At 71.7% G+C, this 22,798-nt stretch carries 14 protein-coding genes; 12 read left to right on the top strand and 2 right to left on the bottom strand.

The window, feature by feature from the left end:
- Positions 1-17 precede the first annotated feature (17 nt).
- From ABTU92_RS10630 to ABTU92_RS10595, 8 genes are all read left to right on the top strand, one after another.
- The gene (locus tag ABTU92_RS10630) at positions 18-821 is read left to right on the top strand and encodes a response regulator (protein WP_408090351.1); all 804 of its coding nucleotides are present in this window, start codon (positions 18-20) and stop codon (positions 819-821) included.
- Between the two features lie 816 nt (positions 822-1,637).
- On the top strand, positions 1,638-3,500 hold the full coding sequence (locus ABTU92_RS10625) for an HWE histidine kinase domain-containing protein (protein WP_408090349.1): 1,863 nt from the start codon (positions 1,638-1,640) through the stop codon (positions 3,498-3,500).
- 215 nt (positions 3,501-3,715) lie between these two features.
- Positions 3,716-4,312 (top strand): hypothetical protein, encoded by a 597-nt coding sequence (locus tag ABTU92_RS10620; RefSeq protein WP_408090347.1) that lies wholly within the window; start codon positions 3,716-3,718, stop codon positions 4,310-4,312.
- Between the two features lie 505 nt (positions 4,313-4,817).
- A complete protein-coding gene (locus ABTU92_RS10615; protein WP_408090346.1) occupies positions 4,818-5,537 on the top strand; it encodes a L,D-transpeptidase in 720 nt (239 codons plus the stop codon).
- Positions 5,538-5,684: 147 nt separating this feature from the next.
- Entirely contained in the window at positions 5,685-6,443 is a 759-nt protein-coding gene (locus tag ABTU92_RS10610; protein WP_408090344.1) for a DUF2865 domain-containing protein, read from the top strand.
- Positions 6,444-6,666: 223 nt separating this feature from the next.
- Complete coding sequence (locus tag ABTU92_RS10605) at positions 6,667-7,503, top strand: ImuA family protein (protein ID WP_408090342.1); 837 nt, start codon at positions 6,667-6,669, stop codon at positions 7,501-7,503.
- Positions 7,385-9,145: a DNA polymerase Y family protein gene (locus ABTU92_RS10600; RefSeq protein WP_408090340.1), complete on the top strand. Its 1,761-nt coding sequence runs from the start codon at positions 7,385-7,387 to the stop codon at positions 9,143-9,145. Before ABTU92_RS10605 ends, ABTU92_RS10600 begins: the two co-directional genes overlap by 119 nt.
- A gap of 44 nt (positions 9,146-9,189) precedes the next feature.
- Complete coding sequence (locus ABTU92_RS10595; protein ID WP_408090338.1) at positions 9,190-13,002, top strand: error-prone DNA polymerase; 3,813 nt, start codon at positions 9,190-9,192, stop codon at positions 13,000-13,002.
- 151 nt (positions 13,003-13,153) lie between these two features.
- Here ABTU92_RS10595 and pdeM read toward each other — a convergent pair whose 3' ends face one another.
- Entirely contained in the window at positions 13,154-13,822 is a 669-nt protein-coding gene (gene pdeM, locus ABTU92_RS10590) for a ligase-associated DNA damage response endonuclease PdeM (protein WP_408090440.1), read from the bottom strand.
- Between the two features lie 104 nt (positions 13,823-13,926).
- The gene (locus ABTU92_RS10585) at positions 13,927-16,713 is read right to left on the bottom strand and encodes a ligase-associated DNA damage response DEXH box helicase (RefSeq protein WP_408090336.1); all 2,787 of its coding nucleotides are present in this window, start codon (positions 16,711-16,713) and stop codon (positions 13,927-13,929) included.
- A 193-nt stretch (positions 16,714-16,906) separates the two neighbouring features.
- On the opposite strand from ABTU92_RS10585, the gene ABTU92_RS10580 reads away from it, so the two are divergent.
- The 4 genes from ABTU92_RS10580 to ABTU92_RS10565 all read left to right on the top strand — a co-directional run bounded on the left by ABTU92_RS10580 (position 16,907) and on the right by ABTU92_RS10565 (position 22,637).
- Positions 16,907-18,262 carry a tetratricopeptide repeat protein gene (locus ABTU92_RS10580; RefSeq protein WP_408090334.1) on the top strand — a complete coding sequence of 452 codons (1,356 nt, stop codon included), beginning with the start codon at positions 16,907-16,909 and terminating at the stop codon, positions 18,260-18,262.
- 79 nt (positions 18,263-18,341) lie between these two features.
- Entirely contained in the window at positions 18,342-19,436 is a 1,095-nt protein-coding gene (locus ABTU92_RS10575) for a quinone-dependent dihydroorotate dehydrogenase (protein WP_408090332.1), read from the top strand.
- Positions 19,437-19,644: 208 nt separating this feature from the next.
- Positions 19,645-20,751, top strand: a complete 1,107-nt coding sequence (locus tag ABTU92_RS10570; RefSeq protein WP_408090330.1) for a ligase-associated DNA damage response exonuclease — start codon at positions 19,645-19,647, stop codon at positions 20,749-20,751.
- Positions 20,748-22,637 (top strand): cisplatin damage response ATP-dependent DNA ligase, encoded by a 1,890-nt coding sequence (locus ABTU92_RS10565; protein ID WP_408090328.1) that lies wholly within the window; start codon positions 20,748-20,750, stop codon positions 22,635-22,637. Before ABTU92_RS10570 ends, ABTU92_RS10565 begins: the two co-directional genes overlap by 4 nt.
- Positions 22,638-22,798 lie beyond the last annotated feature (161 nt).

Here is a 22,798-nt window from a genome sequence, read left to right as displayed (position 1 = left end):
TTTCGGGAGTTCGAACTTTGTCGTCGGCGCAATTGGTTGCTCATCATCTTCCGTATCTGCGCCGGTATGCGCGCGCGCTCACCGGCAGCCAGGCCTCGGGAGACGCCTATGTCGCCGCCACGCTGGAGGCCCTGATCCGAGAGCCGTCGATCCTCGGTGACACCGACGCGCCCAAGGTCGCGTTGTTCCGCTGCTTCACGGCGATCTGGAACTCGCTGCCGGTCAACGGCACCTCGGATCTGGCCGATCTCGGCAGCCCGGCCGAGCGCCGGCTCGGCCAGCTCACGCCGAAGGCGCGCCAAGCCTTCCTGCTCGTCTCGCTCGAAGGCTTCTCGGAGGAGGATGCCGCCGCGATCCTCGACACCGACCTGGGGAAGGTCCGTGGCCTGGTCGAGGAGGCCGGCCGCGAGCTCGCCGCCGAGATCGCCACCGACGTCCTCATCATCGAGGACGAGACCTTCATCGCCCTCGACCTCGAGGGACTGGTCGAGAGCCTCGGCCACCATGTCGTCGGCATCGCCCGCACCCACAGCGAGGCTGTGCAGATCGCCCAGAAGAAGCGTCCGGGCCTGATCCTCGCCGACATCCAGCTCGCCGACGGCTCCTCCGGCCTCGATGCCGTCAACGAGCTGCTCGACACCTTCGAGGTGCCGGTGATCTTCATCACGGCCTATCCGGAGCGCTTCCTCACCGGCCAGCGGCCGGAGCCGGCGTTCCTGATCGCCAAGCCGTTCCAGCCCGCGACCGTTTCGGCCGTGGTCAGCCAGGCGCTGTTCTTCGAGCGCAACGCCACCCGCCGCGAGCGCCGCATCCCGGCCTGAGCGCACAGCCGGTCCCGGCTCGTTCGGAGGGCGGCCGCAGGGCCGCCCTTTTTCGTCGGGGAGCACCTTGGACTTGGCCGCGCCAAGTATCACGCGAGGTGTAGAAGCACCTCTGGGAGCCGCTTGCGCGGGGCCGGGCCACATGCTCGGGTGGCATGCTTTCGGCCCCGGCACGCGCGTCGGCGTCGCGACGTCATCGCGATGCCCCGACCGCGACCGGCCGAAGGATCTTATGAACCGGCGGGAGCGGCGTCGTCACGAACAGGGCCGCGGCACGCTCCGCGCATCCCTCCTTCAGACAACAACAAATTGGTCACAGATCCCTGCGATGAGCCCCACCCCCTCGCCCACCGCTCCGGTCGGCTCGCCGCCTCTCGTCGGAGGGCGGGTCGCCTCCGCCGTCGCCCGGCATCCGGGCGCGCGGTGGGCCGAACAGAGAAAAGGCGTGGTTGACGGAGTCAACCACGCCTTAAATGGCCGGCCGAGCACGGGGGGGGAGGGGGAATGGCGGCCGGTCACACGTACAACCGGCCGTCCGACGATTGGTTCCAGGGTTCGGCGAATTTTTTTCGAACTCTTTTCGGAGCCCGCCCGGCGTGCCGGCCGCGGGGCCGCACACCCCTCTGTCGTCTCAGAAACCAACGGCGGCGCCTCGGCGTTCCGCTCCCGCGAGCCATGCCGGGCGCGCACCTGCATCCCGCGCGGGCCTTTCTCCCGGAGGGCCGGCGGCCGCCCGAGGCTTGCCCGATATCAAGGACCGGCAGCCGCACAGGGGCAGGATCGCACCGGCCCGAAGCGGCGCATGGAGTGCAGGACATGAGCGGGATCGTCGATCGGCTCGGCGTCGGGCCGGAAGGGCTGTCGACGGTCGCGGCCGGCGGAAGCCCGGTCCTGAGCGCCCTGCAGCTCGCGTCCGAGGCCTTCATCGCCTTCAGCTTTCTCGGGATTTTGTTCGGCCTCCTGTGGATCGTCCGGCGCCGTCCGGACATCGCGCAGGAGTATCGGGCGCTGATCTGGGCCGGCGGGCTGTTCCTGCTCGCGTCCGCCGTGGCGCACATCCTGGCGGCCGTCGCCGCCGTGGCGCCGCTCGACTGGCCGGCCGGCGTCGCCGGGGCCGTGGTCGCGGTGCTCGCCTCGGCGACCGTCGTGCTGCTGCTGCCGCTGCTGCCGCAGCTCGCCCGCGCGCCCTCCACGGCCCAGCTCGCGCAGGCCAACGACAGCCTGAGGCGCGAGGTCGCCGGCCACGAGGTGACGCTGCGCGAGCTGGAGACCGTGCAGCGCGAGCTGGAAAGCCGGGTCGAGGACCGCACCCGCGAGCTCTCGACCGTCAAGGCGCGGCTGGAGACGGCGCTGCGCGGCGCCTATGTGCATGCGTTCTCGCAGGACGGTGCGCTCCGCTACACCTGGGTCTACGACCCGGCCGGGCGGGGGGCCGACGACATGATCGGCCGCAGCGACGAGGAGATCTTTCCGGCCGGCGAGCGCGAGGCGCTCGTCGCGGTGAAGCGGCGGGTGCTCGACACCGGCACGGCCGAGACCTGCGAGCTGACCGCCGTGACGCCGCACGAGCGCGCCCTCTATGCCCTCCACCTGGAGCCGACGGTCGGGCGCGACGGCCGCATCGACGGCCTGACCGGCGCGGCGATCGACATCTCGCGGCTGCGTTCGCTGGAGAGCGAGCAGCGCCGCCTCGCCGACGAGCTGCGCACCGCGCTCCAGCGCTACGAGATCGCGCTGCGCGGCTCGCACATGACGCTGTTCACCCAGGACCGCGAGCTGCGCTTCACCTCGATCTCCAACCCCTTGTTCGGGCGCGACGTTTCGGCGATCGTCGGGCGCACCGACGAGGAGATCCTGCCGCCCGAGAGCCTCGCCCAGTTCGGCGCCCTGGCCCGCAACGCGCTCGCCACCGGCAAGGCGCAGGGCGGCGAGGTCAGCGTCAAGGCGGGCGCCGACACCCGCTGGTACGAGCTGCATGTCGAGCCGCTGCCCGACGCCGACGGCGCCATCACGGGGGTTGCCTGCGCGCTGTTCGACATCACCGAGCGCAAGACCGGCGAGAGCCATCTGCGCCTGCTGATGCGCGAGCTGACCCACCGGTCGAAGAACCTGCTCGCCGTCATCCAGGCGATGGCGCGGCAGACCGCCCGCCACTCCGCCGGCAATGTCGAGACCTTCCTGGAGGCCTTCGGGGCGCGCCTGCAGGCGCTCGCCACCTCGCACGACCTCCTCGTCCAGGAGGGTTGGTACGGCGCCTCGCTGGGCGATCTCACCCGCCGGCAGTTGTCGAAATACCTCGACGGCGCCGCCGCCCGGGTCTCGGTCCAGGGGCCGGCCATCCACCTCAAGCCGGCCGCTGCCCAGAGCTACGGCCTCGCCCTGCACGAGCTCGCCAGCAATGCCGAGCGTTACGGCGCCCTCTCGGTGCCGGCCGGCCGGGTCGACGTCGAATGGCACATCAAGCCGGCGACCGAAGACGCCGAGGAGGCGGTCGAGATCCTGTGGGCCGAGAGCGGCGGGCCGGACGTGACGGCGCCGGCGAGCCGCGGCTTCGGCACCCTGGTGGTCGAGAAGAACCTCGCCCGCGCACTCGACGCCGAGGTGGAGCTCGCCTTCGACCCCGGTGGTGTGCGCTGCCGCATGGTGATCCCGGCGTCGCATCTGCTGGCGGCGCGCTGACGGTCCTGCGGTATCGCCCGTTCGAACGAGCCCGGGCACCAGTCGGCGCCGCAGCCGGCGGCGTTCGAGGCTGTGCGCGACCTGATCACGAATCGCCCTGGTTGAACCTCACGCGCCCGTGAAGGAACCAAGAGGTTAAGAAGCCGTTATCACGTTGGACCGTTCACGGGGGCGGTCTGTCGCACGGGGCGATCTCGGCATAATGGGGCAAACCCATGTGCAAGACCAAGATTCTCTCTGCTTTGGGTGTTTCCGCCATCGTCGCCTGGGCCGCTCTGGCGGTCGGCGGGGAGCCGGTGTTCGGTGGCAACAGCGCCGAGGCGCAGGCCCGCACGGCCGCGCTGGCGGCGCCGATCGATCGCACACGGAAAAGTGATCGGCTGCCGACGGCCGCGGCGACGCGCCAGGAGCCGAAGATCATCTCGACCGTCGAGGTGGTGGGCGTGCGTGACGCCGCCATCGTCTACCGCGACCGCGACGGCCGCGTCCTCTACAAGAGCGACCCGCTGACCAACGCCACCGTGGTGACCAAGGGCGTCGTGCTGCCGGAGGTGACGGTGCGCGAGACCCAGCAGAGCCCGGTGCGCCCGGTGGCGACCGACGCCATCCCGCCGCGCCCGGCGCCCGGCCCGGCCGCCTCGTCGCGCGATCCGGCCAAACCCGCCGCCGCGCCGACCGGTCGCCCGCGCATCCCGGAGGGTTGCGACCCGGCCGCCAGCCCGATCGCCGCGCCGCAGCTCGCCCACATCCTCAGCAAGTGCCTGGTCGAGGCGCCGAGCCAGACCAACATCAAGCTCGCCGCGCTGATGTGAGAATCGTCCCGCGCCGACGGCGCGCGGCAGGCACGAGACCTGATCAGAACGGCCGGGCCGACGCCCGGCCGTTCTGCTTTTCATTCGAGCGCTGGCCGGTGCACGAGATGAAGCTCCTCATGGTGAGGAGCGCTCCGCAGGAGCGCGTCTCGAACCATGTGGCCACGGCCGGATGGTCCGGAGGAGGGACGGAGGAGGGACGGAGGAGAGTGCGGAAGAGCACGGGTTCGGGTCGGTGGCCGCGTCCTTCGAGACGCCCGCTGCGCGGGCTCCTCAGGACGAGGTGAGAGGTGAGTGTCCGGACCGGGGGGCGGCCTCGACACTCATCACATGCGCCCGGCCTTCGTCATGTCGCATCTCCTGCATCTGATCACGTCGTGGTTCCCGACTTTCTGCGGTCGCTTTAACGGATGCTTAATTTTCTTCCTTAACGGCCGGGAACTCTTTCGCGCCTCGCCGGTTGTCTCGGCGGCAGTCAATGCCGGGGAACAACAGGGGGATGGACATGGCTCGCTCCGCGAAGCTCTCTCTCGTCATCGGTGCGGTCGGTTCGCTCGTTCTCGGGATCGCCGGCCTCGCCACGGTGCCGGCCAAGGCCGATCCGCTGTCGCTGTTCGCGCCCGACGGCTATCGCTCCTCGTCGATCGACCGCTACATCCGAGACGACCGCGTCGATACGGTCGCGCCGCGGGCCAGCGCGCCGGCGCATCTGCGCCGCCAGGTCGTGTCCTATGCGGGCTCCGAGGCGCCCGGCACCATCATCATCGACACCCCGAACACCTATCTCTACCTGGTGATGCCGGGCGGCAAGGCGATGCGCTACGGCATCGGCGTCGGCCGCGAGGGCTTCACCTGGTCGGGCGTCGAGCACATCACCCGCATGGCCGAGTGGCCGGACTGGCACCCGCCGGCGGAGATGATCGCCCGTCAGCCCTACCTGCCGCGCTTCATGGCCGGTGGCCCGTCGAACCCGCTCGGCGCCCGCGCCATGTATCTCGGCTCGTCGGTCTATCGCATCCACGGCACCAACGCCCCCGACACCATCGGCCAGCGCGTGTCGTCGGGCTGCATCCGGCTCGCCAACGAGGACGTGATCGACCTCTACGGCCGGGTGAGGACGGGCGCCAAGGTGGTCGTGCTGCCGATGTCGTCGCGCGGCGTCGCCGGCATCTCGGCTCCGGCGGCCCGCACGGCCGACACCCGGGCCGGCGCCCGCATCAACTGATCATTTCACGACGGCGCGGCGGGATCCTCGGGCCCCGCCGCTCGCCTGTCCGACTCCTCGTCCTTTTCGATGATTGCTTGTCGCCCGCGCGACCCGCGTGGGCTTTCGGCGACCGCGATGCCCTCTCGACTCAAGACAGCCCTCTGGATGCGTCTGCTTCCGGCCGCCGTCGTGCTGCTCTGCGTCGCCGCGCCGCTACCCGCGACCGCCCAGTCCCGAGCGCCCGCTTGGACACCCACTTCGACACCCACTTCGACACCCACTTGGGCGCCGGCCGCGCCCGGCGGTGTGTTCGAGAGCATTTTTGGTGCCGGCGCCCCGTTCGGGCGCAGCCCGTCGCGCGCCCCTCCGGTGATGGCCTATGCGCCGCCGGCAGGCGGGCCGGGCGGGGCGGGCGCGCTGCCGCCGGGCGTCACCGTTCCCGAGGCCGCGCCGGCCGTCACGGCGTATTGCGTGCGCCTGTGCGACGGCCGCTTCTTCCCGCTGACCGCGCCCGCCGCGATATCGCCGGCCAAGCTGTGCAGCGCCTTCTGCCCGGCGAGCCGCACCAAGGTGTTCGAGGGTGCCGGGATCGACCTGGCGGTCGCCCCCGACGGCAGCCGCTACGCCGGGCTGTCGACCGCGCACCGTTATCGCAAGGAGCTGGTCGACGGCTGCACCTGCAACGGCCGCGACGCCTTCGGCCTCGCCAAGGTCGAAATCACTGCCGACCCGACGCTGCGGGCCGGCGACGTGGTCGCGACGCGCGACGGCCTGAAGGTTTTTCAGGGTGCCGGCGGGACGCGGCACCGCGCGACGGATTTCACGCCGCTGCGGCGCTCGACGCTGATCTCCGCCGACATCCGCAGCAAGCTGCGCAATCTCCGCGTCGCCAAGGATCTGGGCACGCCCAAGCGCGGGCTGTGAGGGCGTCGCGGCGCCCACACGGCATTCTCGCCTCATGGTGAGGAGCGCGACGCAGTCGCGCGTCTCGAACCATGCGGCCCGCCGTCAGGCGGGCCCTCGACGTCGTTTTTTAAAGATCCATCAACCCTCTCCGGCCTTCCCGGAATCCGTGCCCGACCGTCCTTGACTCGCGCCGGGCTTTCCGGAATCCATAAGAACATATCAGGAACAAAGAGGGCTGATCGTGACCATGCCGCCCCGCGATGCGGGCGAGATCTTGCGTGCGCTCCGCAGCCGGGTGGCCGCCCTCGAGGCGCACCGGCCGGCGCCCGCGGAGGCCGCCGATTCGGTGCTCGCCTTTGGCGTGCCGGAGCTCGACCGGGCGCTCGGCGGCGGGATCGCGCTCGGTGCTCTGCATGAAATCGTGCCGGCGGCGCCGCGGGATCTCGCCGCCGCGGCCGGCACCGTGCTGGCGCTCGCCGTCCACGCGCTCGGAACGGTGCGCCGCTTCGCCCGCCGCGAGGTCCTGTGGATCCAGGCCGACCTCGCCGGACGCGAGGCGGGGCGGCTCTACGGTCCCGGCGTCGCGGCGCTCGGCCTGTCGCCGGCCCGGCTGGTCGAGGTGGCGGTGGCCAGCGAGCGCGACGCCGCCTTTGCCATGGAGGAGGCGCTGGCCTGCCGCGGCCTCGCCGTGGTGATCGGCGAGTTCCTCGACGACCGCGCCCTCGATCTCGTCGCGCTGCGCCGCCTGTCGCTGGCCGCCGCGGCCGGCGGCGGGCTCGGGCTGCTGCTGCGCCACCGCGCCGCGGCGCTGGCGAGCCCGGCCGCGACCCGGCTCGAAATCGCCGCCGCACCCGGCCTGCCCGACGGCTTCGGCGGCCTCGGCCAGCCCGCCGTCCTCCTCTCCGTCCTGCGGAACCGCCGCGGCCCGACCGGCCGCTGGCCCGTCGTCTGGGATCATCATGAGCATGTCTTCCGCGAGCCCGCCCGGCGCGACGCGCCGGTTCCTCTCCCTGTGGCTGAGGCGCCTGTCGACCGACCGGATTCTTCGCACCACGATCCGGCCCGCCGGACCGGGTGAGGTCGGGAAGGCGGCCGGCTACGACGCCGCGCTGGTCACGGCCGAGACGATAAAGTCGGCGCAGCGCATCGCTGCCCTGAACGACGCCGCGCAAAAGCTCGGGCTGACGGTCGGCACCACGGTCGCCGACGCCCGCGCCCGCCATCCCGGCCTCGCCGTCGTGCCGCACGATCCGGTCGCCGACGCCGCGCTGCTCGACGCCGTCGCCGAGGCCTGCGACCGCTTCACGCCGCTCGTCGCGCTCGATCCGCCCGACGGGCTGGTGCTCGACATCACCGGCTGCGCCCATCTGTTCGGCGGCGAGGCGGCGCTCGCCGCCGCGCTTCACGCCCGCCTCGCCGCCGGCCGCCTGTCCGCCCGCATCGCCGTCGCCGACACGCCGGGCTGCGCCTTTGCCGTTGCCCATTACGGCGTCTGTGCCACGCGGCACCCCCCACCCCCGGCGCGCGTTGCGCCGGGGGTGGGAGGCTCTTCGGCTGCCTGGCCCGAATCTCCGGACAGACGTGATCACATCCTCCTCGTCCCCTCCGGCGGCCAGGACGCGGCCCTGGCGCCGTTGCCCCTCGCCGCGCTGCGGCTGTCGCAAAACATGGTGGCGTCGCTCGCCGAGGTCGGACTGAAGCGCGTCGCCGATGTCCTGGCGCTGCCGCGCCCCAATCTGGCGGCGCGGTTCGACGGGCTCCTGGACGCGCTCGACGCGGCGCGCGGCCTCGCCGAGGTGCCGATCTCGCCGCGCCGGCCGGTGCCCGCCTGCGTCGCCGAGCAGGCCTTCGCCGAGCCCGTGCTGCTGGAGCGCGACGTGCTCGCCACGCTGGAGACCCTCGGCGGCCGGCTCGCCCGCGTGCTGGAGACGCGCGGCGAGGGCGCCCGCATCCTCGAGGCGGCGCTGTTCCGCACCGACGGCCGGGTGGTGCGCATCGCGGTCGGCACCGGCACGCCGCTGCGCGATCCCGTCCGCATGGCGCGGCTGTTCGCCGACCGGCTCGCCGTCGGCGACCCGTGGGATCCGGGCTTCGGCTTCGATCTGGTGCGGCTCGGCGCGCTCGCCACCGAGCGCAGCGAGGCCCGCCAGGCCGGGCTCGACGCCGAGGGCGCGGTCGGCGACCCCGCCGCCGAGCTCGCCCATCTGGTCGACCGCCTGTCGGCCCGCTTCGGCGCCCGCCGCGTCACCCGCCCGGTGCTGCGCGACGCGCACGTGCCCGAGCACGCCGCCGTCGCCCGGCCGGCCCAGTTTCTTCGCGTGGCGGGAGCGGGACGGCCCGGGCTGTTCACCTCTCCCCGCGCCCCCGCCCGCGGGGAGAGGCTCTTCGAGGCCGTCGCCTGCGACGATCCCGACACCCTCGCGTCGGCCCGTCCGCTGCGGCTCTTGGAAAAGCCGGAGCCGATCGAGACCATCGCCGAGGTGCCGGACGGGCCGCCGCTGCGCTTCCGCTGGCGGCGCGTGCTGCACGAGGTCGCCGTCGCCGAAGGGCCGGAGCGCATCGCGCTGCCCTGGTGGCGCGACGCCGACGACCGCCCCCTCACCCGCGATTATTTCCGGGTCGAGTGCCGCGCCGGCTTTCGCGCCTGGCTCTATCGCGAAGGCCTGTTCGACCGCGAGACGCCGCGCCCGCGCTGGTTCCTGCACGGCCTGTTCGGGTGAGGTGATCGGATGAGCCAATCGGATGAGCCAATCGGGGGCGTGCCATGACCGCCTATGCCGAGCTCGCCGTCACCACCAACTTCTCGTTCCTGCGCGGCGCCTCGCATCCGGAGGAGCTGGTCGTGCAGGCGAAGGCGCTCGGCCTCGCGGGGCTCGGCATCGCCGACCGCAACTCGGTCGCCGGCGTGGTGCGGGCCCACGAGGCGGCCAAGGAGCACGGGCTGCGGCTCGCCGTCGGCGCGCGGCTCGTCTTCGCCGACGGCACGCCCGACATCCTCGCCTACCCGCGTGACCGCGCCGCCTGGAGCCGGCTGACCCGGCTCCTGACGCTGGGAAAACGCCGCGCCGAAAAAGGGGAGTGCACGCTGCATCTCGACGATCTGATCACGTCGGCGGAGGGCTTCAATCTGATCGTCTTGGCGGAGGGACGGCGCGGGATGGCTCCACCCGCCGTCTCCAAAGAGGAAAGACGCGCACGCCAAGCACGGCCCTCACCCTCTCCCCTCGTGGGAGAGGGTGGCTCGGACCGAAGGTCCGAGACGGGTGAGGGGGCCCTCCACGATCTCCGAATTCGCGGGACGCCCCCTCACCCGCCTCGCTTCGCTCGGCACCCTCTCCCACGAGGGGAGAGGGTCGGCACGGCCTCGGAGCTACGGAAAACCATCCCGCTCCTCCTCCGTGACGCCGGCGCCCGTGTCTGGCTCGGCGCCTGCATGCGCCGGCATGGCGACGACGCGCGAAGGCTCGCCCGGCTCGCCGCGCTCGGCGCCGAGACGAGAACGCCGCTGATCGCGGTCGGAGACGTGCTCTATCACGTCCCCGAGCGGCGGGAGCTGCACGACGTGATCACCTGCGTGGGCGCCCACACGACGCTCGACGCCGCCGGCCGTCTGCTCGCGCCGAACGCCGAGCGGCATCTCAAATCGCCCGCCGAGACGGCCCGCCTGTTCCGCGCCGCGCCCGAGGTGGTGGCGCAGACGCTGGTCTTTCTCGAGAGCTGCCGCTTCTCGCTCGACGCGCTCGCCTACGATTATCCGGACGAGGTGCGCGAGGGATTTGAAACGCCGCAGGATGCGCTGGTCGCCTTCACCGAGGCGGGCGCGGCGCGGCGTTATCCCGACGGCGTGCCGCCAAAGGTGCGGAACGCGCTCGATCACGAATATGCGCTGATCGGCACGCTCTCCTACGCGCCGTATTTCCTCACCGTGCACGATATCGTGCGCTTCGCGCGGTCGCGCGGCATCCTCTGCCAGGGTCGCGGCTCGGCGGCGAACTCGGCGGTCTGCTACTGCCTCGGCATCACCGAGGTGGACCCGGCGCGCAGCGACCTCCTGTTCGAGCGCTTCGTCTCGGCCGAGCGGCGCGAGCCGCCCGACATCGACGTCGACTTCGAGCACGAGCGGCGCGAGGAGGTGATCCAGTATATATACAACCGCTATGGCCGCGCCCGCGCCGGCCTCGCCGCGACCGTGATCTGCTATCGGGGCCGCAGCGCGATGCGCGACGTCGGCAAGGTGTTCGGCCTCACCGAGGACGTGATCGGCTCGCTCGCCGGCACGCTGTGGGGATTCTCACGCGAGGCGCTGTCGAGCGAGCACGCGGCGCGCGCCGGCTGCGATCCGGCCGACCCGCGACTGGCAAAAGCGCTCGCGCTGGCGCGCGAGCTGACCGGCGTCCCCCGCCATCTCTCCCAGCATGTCGGCGGCTTCGTGATCACGCGCGGCCGTCTCGACGACCTCGTGCCGATCGAGAACGCCGCCATGGAGGACCGCACCGTCATCGAATGGGACAAGGACGATCTCGACACGCTGAAGATCCTCAAGATCGACGTGCTGGCGCTCGGCATGCTGACGTGTCTCAGACGGGCGCTGGATTTTCTGCAGCGGCATTACAGTTTCGGAGACAGCAGAGGCTTTCTCGGTCCGTCATGCCCGGGCTTGTCCCGGGCATCCACGTCTTCACGACCGGGCGGCAGGCAAGACGTGGATGGCCGGGACAAGCCCGGCCATGACGGAGAGAGCGAGGTTGCCCCCCTCGACCTCTCCGTCATCCCTCCCGAAGACTCCGCCGTGTACCGGATGCTGTCGCGGGCCGATTCGGTCGGGGTGTTCCAGGTCGAGAGCCGCGCCCAGATGACCATGCTGCCGCGGCTGAAGCCGCAGGCGTTCTACGATCTCGTCATCGAGGTGGCGATCGTGCGGCCCGGCCCGATCCAGGGCGACATGGTGCATCCCTATCTGCGCCGGCGGCAGGGGCGCGAGCCGGTGACGTTCCCGTCGCCCGCCCCGGAGCACGGTCCGGCCGACGAGCTCGCGCAAGTGCTGGGCAAGACGCTCGGCGTGCCGCTGTTCCAGGAGCAGGCGATGCGCATCGCCATCGTGGCGGCCGGCTTCACCCCGAGCGAGGCCGATCAGCTCCGGCGCGCCATGGCGACGTTCCGGCGCGTCGGCACGATCAAATACTTCCGGGCGAAGCTGATCGACGGCATGGCGGCGCGCGGCTATCCGCGCGACTTCGCCGAGCGCTGCTTCAATCAGATCGAAGGGTTCGGCGAGTACGGCTTTCCGGAAAGCCACGCGGCGAGCTTCGCTCTTCTCGTCTATGCTTCGGCCTGGATCAAATGCCGCTATCCCGACGTGTTCGCCGCGGCCTTGTTGAACAGCCAGCCGATGGGCTTTTATGCGCCCGCCCAGATCGTCCGCGACGCCCAGGAGCACGGCATCACGGTGCTGCCGATCGACGTGAGCTTTTCCGAGTGGGACAACGGGCTGGAGTCCGTTTCAGATCATGCAGCCTCGTCATGGCCGGGCTCGTCCCGGCCATCCACGCGTTTGCTTTCGGAAGCGCCCCAAGACGTGGATGCCCGGGACAAGCCCGGGCATGACGGGACAGAGGGTGTGGCGACGAGCACGACGCTTCCCCTCCACCCCCGCCATGCCGCGATGGCGGGCGACATTTGCTCCACCCATGCGGTGCGGCTCGGCTTTCGTCAGATCTCCGGGCTGAAGGAGGAGGACGGGCGAAAGATCGCCGCGGCCCGCGGCGACGGCTACGACTCCATTCGTGATCTGTGGTTGCGCACGAAGCTCTCGCCCGCCGTGCTCGAAAGGCTCGCCGAGGCGGATGCGTTCCGCTCGCTCGGGCTCGATCGCCGGCAGGCGCTGTGGGCCGTGCGGGCGCTGCGTCGCGCCGGCGACAAGGACGACCTGCCGCTGTTCGCCCGCGTCACGACGCCCGAGCAGGAGCCCGACGTCGCGCTGCCGCCGATGCGGCTCGGCGAGCACGTCGTCGCCGACTATCGCCACCTGCATCTGTCGCTCAAGGCGCATCCGGTGTCGTTCCTGCGCGCCGAACTCGATCGCCGCCGCATTCTTCAGAACGAGCGCCTGGCGGCGCTGCCCTCGGGCCGACGCGTCGCCGTCGCCGGCCTGGTGCTGGTGCGCCAGCGCCCCGGCACCGCCAAGGGCGTGATCTTCGCGACCCTGGAGGACGAGACCGCGGTCGCCAACGTGATCGTCTGGCCGCAGGTGTTCGAGACGTTCAGGCCGATCGTGCTCGGCGCGCGGCTGGTCGCCGTCACGGGGCGGCTGCAGAACGAGCAGGGCGTGATTCACGTCGTCGCGGAGCGGCTCGACGATCTCACGCCGCTGTTGAGAAAGCTCGCCGAGGACGCCGGCTGCATCGAGACGCTGGCGCGCTGCGACGAGTTCAAGCGGCCGATCCCGGAGCACCGTCAGCCGCAGCGCGCCGGCGCGTCGCTCGCCGTGCTGTTGCGCGAGGCGCCCGATCTCGGCGACGACCTCGCTCCCGTGGCGCGGGTGCGCAGCGCCATGCCGAAGGGACGGAATTTTCGGTGAGACCACGTGTGGCGCGCGAGCCAGCCCTCTCGCCCGTCATGCCCGGGCTCGTCCCGGGCATCCACGCTCTTTCTGCTCGGCCGCGTCCAAAGACGTGGATGGCCGGGACGAGCCCGGCCATGACAGATGATCGAGAGCTCAGAAACGCTTCTCACCCCACGCAGCGGCTCGCCGGGAACGTGAACAGCCGGCTGTCGCCGATCAGATGCGCCGTGAAGCCGAGGCCGTCGAACACGGTGTCGAACGCGGCGTGGCGGATGTTGAGGCCGCCCGTGAACGCCCCGAAGGCCGGCATCACCAGGCGGCGGCCGTCGGTCGCGAAGCAGCGCCGCGTCAGGCTGCGGCCGCGCTGGACGACGCGCGCGCAGGGGTGCAGGTGGCCGGCGATCTCGCCCGTGGTGCCGGGGCCGCCCGGCTCGTGGCGCAGCACCAGCGGCCCGTCCCGCACCTCGCGCGTGAACGTGCCGCCGAGGTCGCGGGCCGGCGCGGGATCGTGATTGCCGGCGATCCACACCCAGTCGCGCCCGCGCTGGAGCGACGCGAGATGCGCGCGGTCCTCCGGGGTCAGCCGCTCGGCGCCGTCGGAATCGTGAAAGCTGTCGCCGAGCGCGACGACGACGGCCGGATCGTAATAGGCGACCACCCAGGCGAGCCGCTCCAGCGTCTCGGCGGTGTCGAAGGGCGGCAGCAGCGCGCCGCGCAGCGCACAGGCCGAGCCCTTCTCCAGATGCAGGTCGGCGACCAGCAGCATGCGCCGCTCCGGCCAGTAGAGCGCGCCGGAGAGATCGGCGACCAGCGACACGCCGGCGACCGACAGCACGGTGCCGCCGGCCTCGCGGGCGAACCCGTCCCGATCGCTCGCGACGCGGTCCCGCGTGTCCGTGCCGAACGTGATCACATCCGCCGTCGCGGCGGTTCGTGCCCTCACCCCATCGCCTCCCTGACCAGATCCGCCTCGGCTTCCATCAGCAGCGCTTCGGACGCTTCGCCGTGGACGGACTCGCGGCCGATCTCCAGCATCACCGGAACGGCGAGCGGAGACACGCGTGGCAGCGGCACGTGGACGATTCGCCCCCTCACCCGAGAGAGCAGCAAACCGAGCCGACGGATGTCAAGCAGCCCGGTCGCGGCCTCGGCGCGGGCGGCACGCAACAACATGTGATCGGGCTGGTGCTTGCGGAGAACGTCGTAGACCAGATCGGTCGAGATCGTCACCTGCCGGCGGCTCTTGTCCTCGCCGCCGGTGCGCCGCTCGATCAGGCCGGCGATCACGGCGCACTGGCGGAAGGTGCGCTTCATCAGCGCCGATTCGGCGAGCCACGCGTCGAGATCGTCGCCCAACATGTCCTCGTCGAACAGCGCGTCCAGCGAGAGCGCGCCGCGCTTCACCGCGAAGGACAGGTCGCCGAGCCCCCACACGGCGAGCGCGTACTCGCTGGCGACGAAGCCGAGCGGTCTTTGGCGCGCCCGCTCTAGACGACGCGTGAGCAGCATGCCGAGCGTCTGATGGGCGAGCCGGCCCTCGAACGGGTAGCAGACGAGGTAGTTCTTGTCGGCGCGCGGGAACGTCTCGACCAGCAGCTCGCCCGGCTTCGGCAGGCGCGACCGCAGCCGTTGCAGGTCGAGCCAGTCGTGGACCTGATCAGGAAGCCGTCGCCACATCGCAGGCGCCGCCAGCATGTCGCGCACCCGTTCAGCGAGATACGTGGAGAGCGGGAACTTGCCGCCCGCATAGACCGGGACCTTCGGATCCTCCGCGTGCGCGCGCGTCACGTAGGCCGAGTCCTCGGCGAGCGCCTCGTAGCGCAGCACCTCGCCGGCGAACAGGAAGGTGTCGCCCGGCACCAGCCCCTCGATGAAATACTCCTCCACCTCGCCCAAAAGCTTGCCGGCGCGTCCGATCACGCCGGCATGGCCGCGCGTCGCCGCGCCGCGCGTCCGCACCAGCCTGATCTTGATCATCGGCTCCTCGACGATGGTGCCGACATTGAGCCTGTAACGTTGCGCCACGCGCGGATGGGTGACGCGCCAGCGGCCGTCGACGCCCTTCCTGATCTTGGCGAAGCGCTCGTAGGCCTTGAGCGCGTAGCCGCCGGTGGCGACGAAGTCGACCACGGCGTCGAAGTCCTCACGATCGAGATTGGCGTAAGGCGCGGCGGCGCGCACCTCGGCGAACAGATCGTCGGACGCGAACGGCGCTGCGCAGGCGCAGCCGAGCACGTGCTGGGCCAGCACGTCGAGCGCCCCGGTGCGCAAGGGCGGCGTGTCCTGCGCATTCTCGGCCACCGCGTCGATGGCGGCGCGGCATTCGAGCACTTCGAACCGGTTCGCCGGCACCAGCACGGCGCGCGACGGCTCGTCCAGGCGATGGTTGGCGCGGCCGATGCGCTGGGTCAGCCGCGACGCGCCCTTCGGGGCGCCGACATTGATCACCAGGTCGACGTCACCCCAGTCGATGCCGAGATCGAGCGACGACGTGCACACGATGGCGCGCAGGCGCCCCTCGGCCATCGCGGCCTCGACCTTGCGCCGCTGGGTCACGTCGAGCGAGCCGTGATGGAGTGCGATGGCGTGGCCGTCCTCGTTGATGCGCCACAGCGCCTGGAACAGGAACTCGGCCTGGCTGCGCGTGTTCACGAACACCAGCGTGGTCCGGTGGCGGCCGATCAGATCGTAGATCTCGGCGAGTGCGTGGGCGGCCGAGTGGCCCGACCACGGCAGATGCTCGGCGGTGTCGAGCATCGTCACGATCGGCGCGGCGCCGCCGGCCGCCTGCACGATCTCGGCTTGCATGGTCTCGGGCCGAACGATGTCAGCTTGCGTGGCATCGCCGCCGCGCTGCGGGACCAGAAATCGCGAAAGCTCCTGCGGGTCCGCCACGGTCGCCGAGAGGCCGACGGTCGTGAGACCGGGGGCCGTCGCGAACAGTCGCGAGAGCCCGAGCGAGAGCAGGTCGCCGCGCTTCGAGGTGACGAGCGCGTGAAGCTCGTCGAGCACGACGCGGCGCAGCGAGCCGAACAGATAGGGCGCGTCGGCGCTGGCGAGCAGCAGCGCGAGCTGCTCGGGCGTGGTGAGCAGGATGTCGGGCGGATCGCGGCGCTGTCGGGCGCGCCGGCTCTGCGGCGTGTCGCCGGTGCGCGTCTCGATGCGCACCGGCAGCCCCATCTCGGCGACCGGCCGCTCGAGATTGCGGGCGATGTCGACGGCGAGCGCTTTCAAAGGCGAGATGTAGAGCGTGTGGAGACCGCCGAGACGGTCGTTCGACGAAACAAAGCGCCCTCCGCCTCCGTCTGGCGAAGCGAAGAGCCCCCCACCCCCGACCCCTCCCCGCCACTCGCTTCGCGAGCGGGGGGAGGGGAGTTGATGGGCCGTGCCCGAACTGATCCGAACGCGGCGCTGCGGCTCCCCTCCCCCCGCGCCCGCAGGGCGTGGCGGGGAGGGGTCGGGGGTGGGGGGCATACGGCGCTTCCCCATACCCGGACCCGTCCGTCCCTCGACAATCTCCACAAGCGTCGGCAGGAAGCCGGCGAGCGTCTTGCCGGCGCCGGTGGGGGCGATCAGCAGGGCCGAGCGGCCGGCCCGGGCGGCGGCCAGGAGGGCGAGCTGGTGCGGCCGCGGCGTCCAGCCGCGATCGGCGAACCAGCGGGCGAACGGCGACGGCAGATCGGGCGCGGTCGCGGCGTCGGTGTCTCGGGGCACGGGCTCGCTCACCCGATCGTCGTAGCGCGGCCGGGCGGGGCTTCCAAGCCCGATGTTCGCGGTTCATTCTCGGGTAGGCGCGCCCCCGCCGGGAAAATCATGGTTAACGGCGGGTAAACGAATTTCCGATACGGCTGCGGCAGCAACCCGGAGAGCGGAGCCGGCCTCCATGAATCGGCCCATGAGTCCGTCCATGAATCGGCCCATGAATCGTCGCGACCGCCGGGCGGCGGCCAAGCAGGGCAACGCCGATGCGATCTGCGCCGCCGCCGCGGCGCTCAAGCAGCAGGGCCGGCTGGAGGCCGCGGTGAAGCGCTACCGCGAGGCGCTGGAGATCGCGCCGAACTCGGCGATCGCCCACAACAACCTCGCCAATGTCCTGACCGAGCTCGGCCGCACCGACGAGGCGGTGACGCATCTGCGCGCGGCGCTGGCCGCGGCGCCGACCGCCTTTCAGGTGCACAACAATCTCGGCAATGCGCTGAAGCGCCAGGGCGACACGGCGGCCGCGGTCGCGCATTACCGCCAGGCGATCGCCGCCAAGCCGGACTTCGCCGAGGCGCATCTCAATCTCGGCTCGACGCTGACGACGCTCGGCGACACCGCGGCGGCGATCGCCCATCTGCAGCAGGCCGCGGTGTTGCGCTCGTCGCATGCCGAGACCCGCATCCAGCTCGGCCTCGCGCTGGTCGATGCCGGCGAGATCGCGCTCGCGCTCGGCTGCGCCGAGATCGCGGCGCGGGCCGCGCAGGAGCCCGGTTTTCCGCTGCGCCTGCTCGGCGTGCTGCTCGCCCGCTGCGGCGCCGTGGAGCCGGCCCGCGCCTGCCTCGAGGCCGTGCTGGCGCAGGATCCGGAGGATCGCGACGGCATCGGCCTGCTGCTCGCCCGGCTCGGCGCCGCGCCGCTTCCGGCCCGCGCCGGCGACGGCCAGATCGCGGCGATCTACGCGGCCCGCGCGGCGCGCTGGGACGCCGGCGCCGGTCCGCAGGCCTATCGCGGCGCCGACCTCGTCGCCGACGCGCTGCTGCGCATGGTCCCGGACGGCGCCCTCGACATCGCCGACGCCGGCTGCGGCACCGGCCTGGTCGGAGCGCTCGTCAAATCCCGGGCGCGCCGGCTCGACGGCATCGACCTCTCCGCCCCGATGCTCGAGCGGGCGCGCGAGAAGGACCTCTACGACACGCTCGCGCGCGGCGATCTCGTCGCGGCCCTGGCCGAGCGGCCGGCCCGCTACGACGCGATCGCCTGCGCCGCGACGCTGATCCATTTCGGTGATCTCGGCCCGCCGCTCGCGGCCGCCGCGGCGGCGCTGCGCGACGGCGGCGTCTTCGTCGCGACGCTGTTCCCCAATCCCGACGATGCGGACGGCATCGCGGTCGGCAGCCTCGACGGCCTCGCCCAGGGCGGCTGCTTCGTGCACGGCCGCGCCTATGTCGAGCGTGCCGCCGCGGCGGCCGGCTTCGCCGTGGAGATCGCCGAGGAGGCCGTGCACGAGACCCAGGCCGGGCGGGCCCGCACGGCGCTCGTCCTCGGGCTGCGCCGCCGGCCGCGCGAGGGCTGAGCGGCAGCCCTGCGGCCGGGCGCATTCCCCGCCGCCGGCCGCGGCGCTACGGTCGCTCCTCCTGGCCGGGCGACCCGTCATGTCCCTCTACACGCTCCTGCGTCCCGCGCTGTTCCGTCTCGATCCGGAGCGCGCCCACCATCTCGCCATGGCGGCCGGCGCCCGCGCCGGCGTCGTCGCCCCGCTGATGCGGGCCGTGACGGCCGTCGACGATCCGCGGCTCGCGGTCGATGTCGGTGGCTTGCGGTTTCCGAGCCCCGTCGGCCTCTCGGCCGGCTTCGACAAAAACGGCGAGGCCGTGGCGGCGCTCGCCGGGCTCGGCTTCGGCTTCGTCGAGATCGGCTCGGTGTCGGCCGAGCCGTCGGCCGGCAACCCGCCGCCGCGGCTGTTTCGCCTGCCGGCCGATCGGGCGCTGGTCGTCGCCTACGGGGTGCCGAACGAGGGTGCCGCGGCGGTGGCGCACCGGCTCGCCGGAACGCGGCTGCCGGTGCCGCTCGGCATCAACATCGTCGCCACCAACCGGGGGCACGGCGCGCCGCCGATCGCCGACGACTCGCTGATCGCCGAGTACATGCACGCCGCACGGGTGCTGGCGCCGGCCGCCGACTACCTGATGTTCAACCTGAGCTGTCCGAACACCACCGACGGCTGCGACTTCTTCGCCGATCCGGGCCGGCTCGACGCCTGGCTGACGGCGCTCGACGAGACCCCCTATGCGGTCCGCCCGTCGTTCCTGAAGGTGTCGCCGCTCGGCGGCGTCGCCATGATCGAGCGGCTGCTGGAGGTCACGGGCCGGCACCGGAAGATCTCCGGCTTCATGTTCAACTTGCCGAGCGGACGGCGCGACGGCCTCGTCACGCCCGAGGCGGTGTGGAGAGGCTGGCCCGGCGCCGTCTCGGGTCCGCCGTCGGCGGCGCTGCTCGACGACTGCCTGGTCGAGTGCTTCCGCCGCATGGACCGCGGCCGCTACGCGCTGTTCGCCTCCGGCGGCGTGTCGTCGGCAGAAGACGTCTACGCCAAGATCCGAAAAGGTGCCTCGCTGGTCGCGCTCCTCACCGCGCTCGTCTACCAGGGGCCCGGCGTGGTGCGGCGCATCACCCGCGGCCTCGCAGAGCTGCTGGCGCGCGACGGCGTGAAGCATGTGTCCGAGGTGGTGGGTGCGGATGTGAGGTGAGGTTCCGGATCGGCCGCGTGCCCGGACAAGGCACATCAGGCTGCAGGCCTGATGTGCCGCAGAGCCGGGGCCCAGGGGCGGCTCTGGCGGGCGCCTGGTCGTGTCGCCCTGGGTCCCGGTTCGCGGCGCGTCGCGCCGCGCCCGGGACACGCGGCCAGATGGTTCACCGCCCCCTCGCATCGCCGCCCAAGATGCCTATCTTGCAAGAATGCGTCCGGAGAGCCTGCTCGTCCCGACGCCGGCCGGGCTGTGCTGTCCGGCGGGCGGCTTCCACATCGATCCGCTGCGGCCGGTGGCGCGCGCCGTGATCACGCACGCGCATTCCGATCACGCGCGTGCGGGCCACGGCGCCGTGCTGGCGACGGCCGAGACGCTCGACCTGATGCGGCTGCGCTACGGCGAAAACTTCGCCGGGACCGTTCAGGCGGTGCCGTATGGCGAGGGCCTGACGATCGACGGCGTGACGGTGAGCCTGCATCCGGCCGGCCACGTGCTGGGCTCCGCGCAAGTCCGGGTCGAGAAGGACGGGCTCGTGATCGTCGCCTCCGGCGACTACAAGGATGTTCACGACCCGACCTGTGCGCCGTTCGCGCTGGTGCCGTGTCACGTCTTCATCAGCGAGGCGACGTTCGGGCTGCCGGTGTTCCGCCACGGCGGCGCCGCGGCCGAAGTCGAAAAGCTGATCAGATCGACGAGACTGTTTCCGGAGCGCACGCATCTCCTCGGCGCCTACACGCTGGGAAAAGCGCAGCGGCTGATCGCGCTGCTGCGCGCCGCCGGCTGGGAACGGCCGATCTACCTGCACGGCGCCGCCGAGGCGATCACGTCCTATTATGCGGGCCGCATGGATCTCGGCGATCTGCGTCCCGTGCGCGATGCGGCGAAGGGCGACTTCGCCGGCGCCGTCGTGCTGTGCCCGCCCTCGGCGCTCGGCGACCGCTGGTCGCGGCGATTCCCCGATCCGATCGCCTGCTTCGCCTCGGGCTGGATGCGCATCCGCGCGCGGGCGCGCCAGCGCGGCGTCGAGCTGCCGTTGGTCGTGTCGGACCACTGCGACTGGGACGGCCTCACCCGCGTCATCCCGGCGACCGGCGCTGAAGAAATCTGGCTCACTCACGGGGCCGAAGAGGCGCTGGTGCACTGGTGCGGCACGCAGGGGCTTCGCGCGCGGCCGCTGCATCTCGTCGGCTACGGCGACGAGGAGGAGGTGGAGATCATCGAATCGGCGACCGCCGCTCCTGATCAGGACGGGACGGCCGCTGTTTCTGATCAGAACGCTACGGCGGCGGGCGAGCCTGCGGGCGGCTCCGCATGAACCGCTTTGCCGCCCTGATCGACCGCCTCGCCTACGAACCGGGCCGCACCGCCAAGCTGCGGCAGATGACCGACTACTTCCGCACCGTGCCCGATCCCGAGCGCGGCTTCGCGCTCGCCGCCCTCACCGGCGCGCTGTCGTTCCCGCACGCCAAGCCTGGCCTGATCAGGACCCTGATCGCCGAGCGCACCGACCCGGTGCTGTTCGAGATGTCCTACGACTACGTGGGGGATCTGTCAGAAACGGTCGCGCTGATGTGGCCGTCTCCGCCGAGCGCGTCTCTTCCCTCTCCCCGCGTGCAGGGAGAGGGTGGCTCGGACCGAAGGTCCGAGTCGGGTGAGGGGGCCTCTCGTGGATACGGAGACGCCCCCTCATCCGACGTCCGCGCTGATCGCGCGAACGTCGACCTCTCCCCGCACGCGGGGAGAGGTGAATATCGGCCGCAATCCGGGAGAGGTGAGGATAACGCCACCCCCTCGCTCGCCGACGTGATCACGACGCTCCAAACACTCGGCAAGGCGGAGTTGCCGCGGACGCTGGCACACTGGCTCGACGGGCTCGACGAGACGGGGCGCTGGGCGCTCCTCAAGCTGGTCACCGGTGGCTTGCGCATCGGCGTGTCGGCGCGGCTCGCCAAGACCGCGGTGGCGGCGCTCGGCGACAAGGAGGCCGACGAGATCGAGATTCTCTGGCCCGGCCTCGCGCCTCCTTACGAGGAGCTGTTCGCCTGGGTGGAGGGGCGGGGAGACCGGCCGGCGGTCGACGACCCGGCGAGCTTCCGTCCGCCGATGCTGTCGCATCCCATCGGCGCAGACGATTTCAAGAGCCTGGATCCGAGCGACTTCGTCGCCGAATGGAAATGGGACGGCATCCGGGTTCAGGCCGCCGCCGGCATCGGCCCGGACGGACGACGCGTCGCCCGCCTGTTCTCGCGCACCGGCGAGGATATCTCGGCGTCGTTTCCCGATCTGGTCGAGGTCTTGAACTTCGCCGGCGCGCTCGACGGCGAGCTGCTGATCGTGCGCGCGGGGCGCGTGCAGTCGTTCAACGTGCTGCAGCAGCGGCTGAACCGCAAGGCCGTCACGGCCAAGCTGATCAGCGAGTTTCCGGCGCATTTTCGCGCCTACGATCTGCTGGTCGAGGGCGAGGAGGATCTTCGTGACGAGCCGCTCCTCGAACGGCGTGCCCGCCTCGCCGATCTGATTTCACGCCTCGCCGAGCCGCGCATCGATCTCTCGCCCGAGATCCCGTTCGCCGACTGGGACGCACTCGCGCGAGCGCGTGCCGCTCCGCAAGACGTCGGCGCCGGGCCGGATGCCGAGGCGATCGAGGGCGTGATGCTCAAGCGCCGCGACGCGCCCTATCTGCCCGGCCGCCCCAAGGGCTTCTGGTGGAAGTGGAAGCGCGACCCGTTCATCGTCGACGCGGTGCTGATGTACGCGCAGCGCGGCCACGGCAGGCGCTCGTCCTATTACTCCGACTACACGTTCGGCCTGTGGCGCGAGGGCGAGGCCGGCGACGAGCTGGTGCCCGTCGGCAAGGCCTATTTCGGCTTCACGGACGAGGAGCTCCTGACGATCGACCGGTTCGTGCGGGCGAACACGGTCGATCGCTTCGGCCCGGTGCGCGAGGTGGTGCACGACCAGGACACGGGCCTCGTCTTCGAGGTGGCGTTCGAGGGGCTGCAGCGCTCGACCCGCCACCGCTCCGGCATTGCGATGCGGTTCCCGCGCATCAGCCGGCTGCGCTTCGACAAGCCGCCCGGCGAGGCCGACCGGCTCGACACGCTGCTGGCGATGCTCGACGCCGCCGAGGCCACGCCGTCCTCCAGCGGCCGTGTCCTCGACCCCGCCGCCGCGCGCACCGGCAAGCGCAAGGGCGGGTGAGGACGATCGCTGGTTCGTCACGACGTCGCAGCGCCGCTCACCCCCCTCCCCAACCCTCCCCCACAAGGCGGGAGGGAGCATGCCCGTCGTGTTGCCGGCAGATCTGATCAATCTGCAATCCAGGTCGCTCTAGTCAGGCCACTCCGCTCTTTCCCGGGCGG

This window comes from Rhodoplanes sp. SY1 (assembly GCF_046000175.1).
GTDB lineage: Bacteria > Pseudomonadota > Alphaproteobacteria > Rhizobiales > Xanthobacteraceae > Rhodoplanes.
The sequence above is the reverse complement of the archived record's forward strand: the minus strand, read 5'-3'. Positions and strand labels throughout refer to the sequence as shown.

Coding starts and splice junctions, on each gene's coding strand:
- ABTU92_RS10570 (WP_408090330.1), top strand. CDS start 19,645: ATGCGTCCGGAGAGCCTGCTCGTCCCGACGCCGGCCGGGCTGTGCTGT.
- ABTU92_RS10565 (WP_408090328.1), top strand. CDS start 20,748: ATGAACCGCTTTGCCGCCCTGATCGACCGCCTCGCCTACGAACCGGGC.
- ABTU92_RS10575 (WP_408090332.1), top strand. CDS start 18,342: ATGTCCCTCTACACGCTCCTGCGTCCCGCGCTGTTCCGTCTCGATCCG.
- ABTU92_RS10580 (WP_408090334.1), top strand. CDS start 16,907: ATGAATCGTCGCGACCGCCGGGCGGCGGCCAAGCAGGGCAACGCCGAT.
- ABTU92_RS10625 (WP_408090349.1), top strand. CDS start 1,638: ATGAGCGGGATCGTCGATCGGCTCGGCGTCGGGCCGGAAGGGCTGTCG.
- ABTU92_RS10610 (WP_408090344.1), top strand. CDS start 5,685: ATGCGTCTGCTTCCGGCCGCCGTCGTGCTGCTCTGCGTCGCCGCGCCG.
- ABTU92_RS10595 (WP_408090338.1), top strand. CDS start 9,190: ATGACCGCCTATGCCGAGCTCGCCGTCACCACCAACTTCTCGTTCCTG.
- ABTU92_RS10600 (WP_408090340.1), top strand. CDS start 7,385: ATGAGCATGTCTTCCGCGAGCCCGCCCGGCGCGACGCGCCGGTTCCTC.
- ABTU92_RS10615 (WP_408090346.1), top strand. CDS start 4,818: ATGGCTCGCTCCGCGAAGCTCTCTCTCGTCATCGGTGCGGTCGGTTCG.
- ABTU92_RS10620 (WP_408090347.1), top strand. CDS start 3,716: ATGTGCAAGACCAAGATTCTCTCTGCTTTGGGTGTTTCCGCCATCGTC.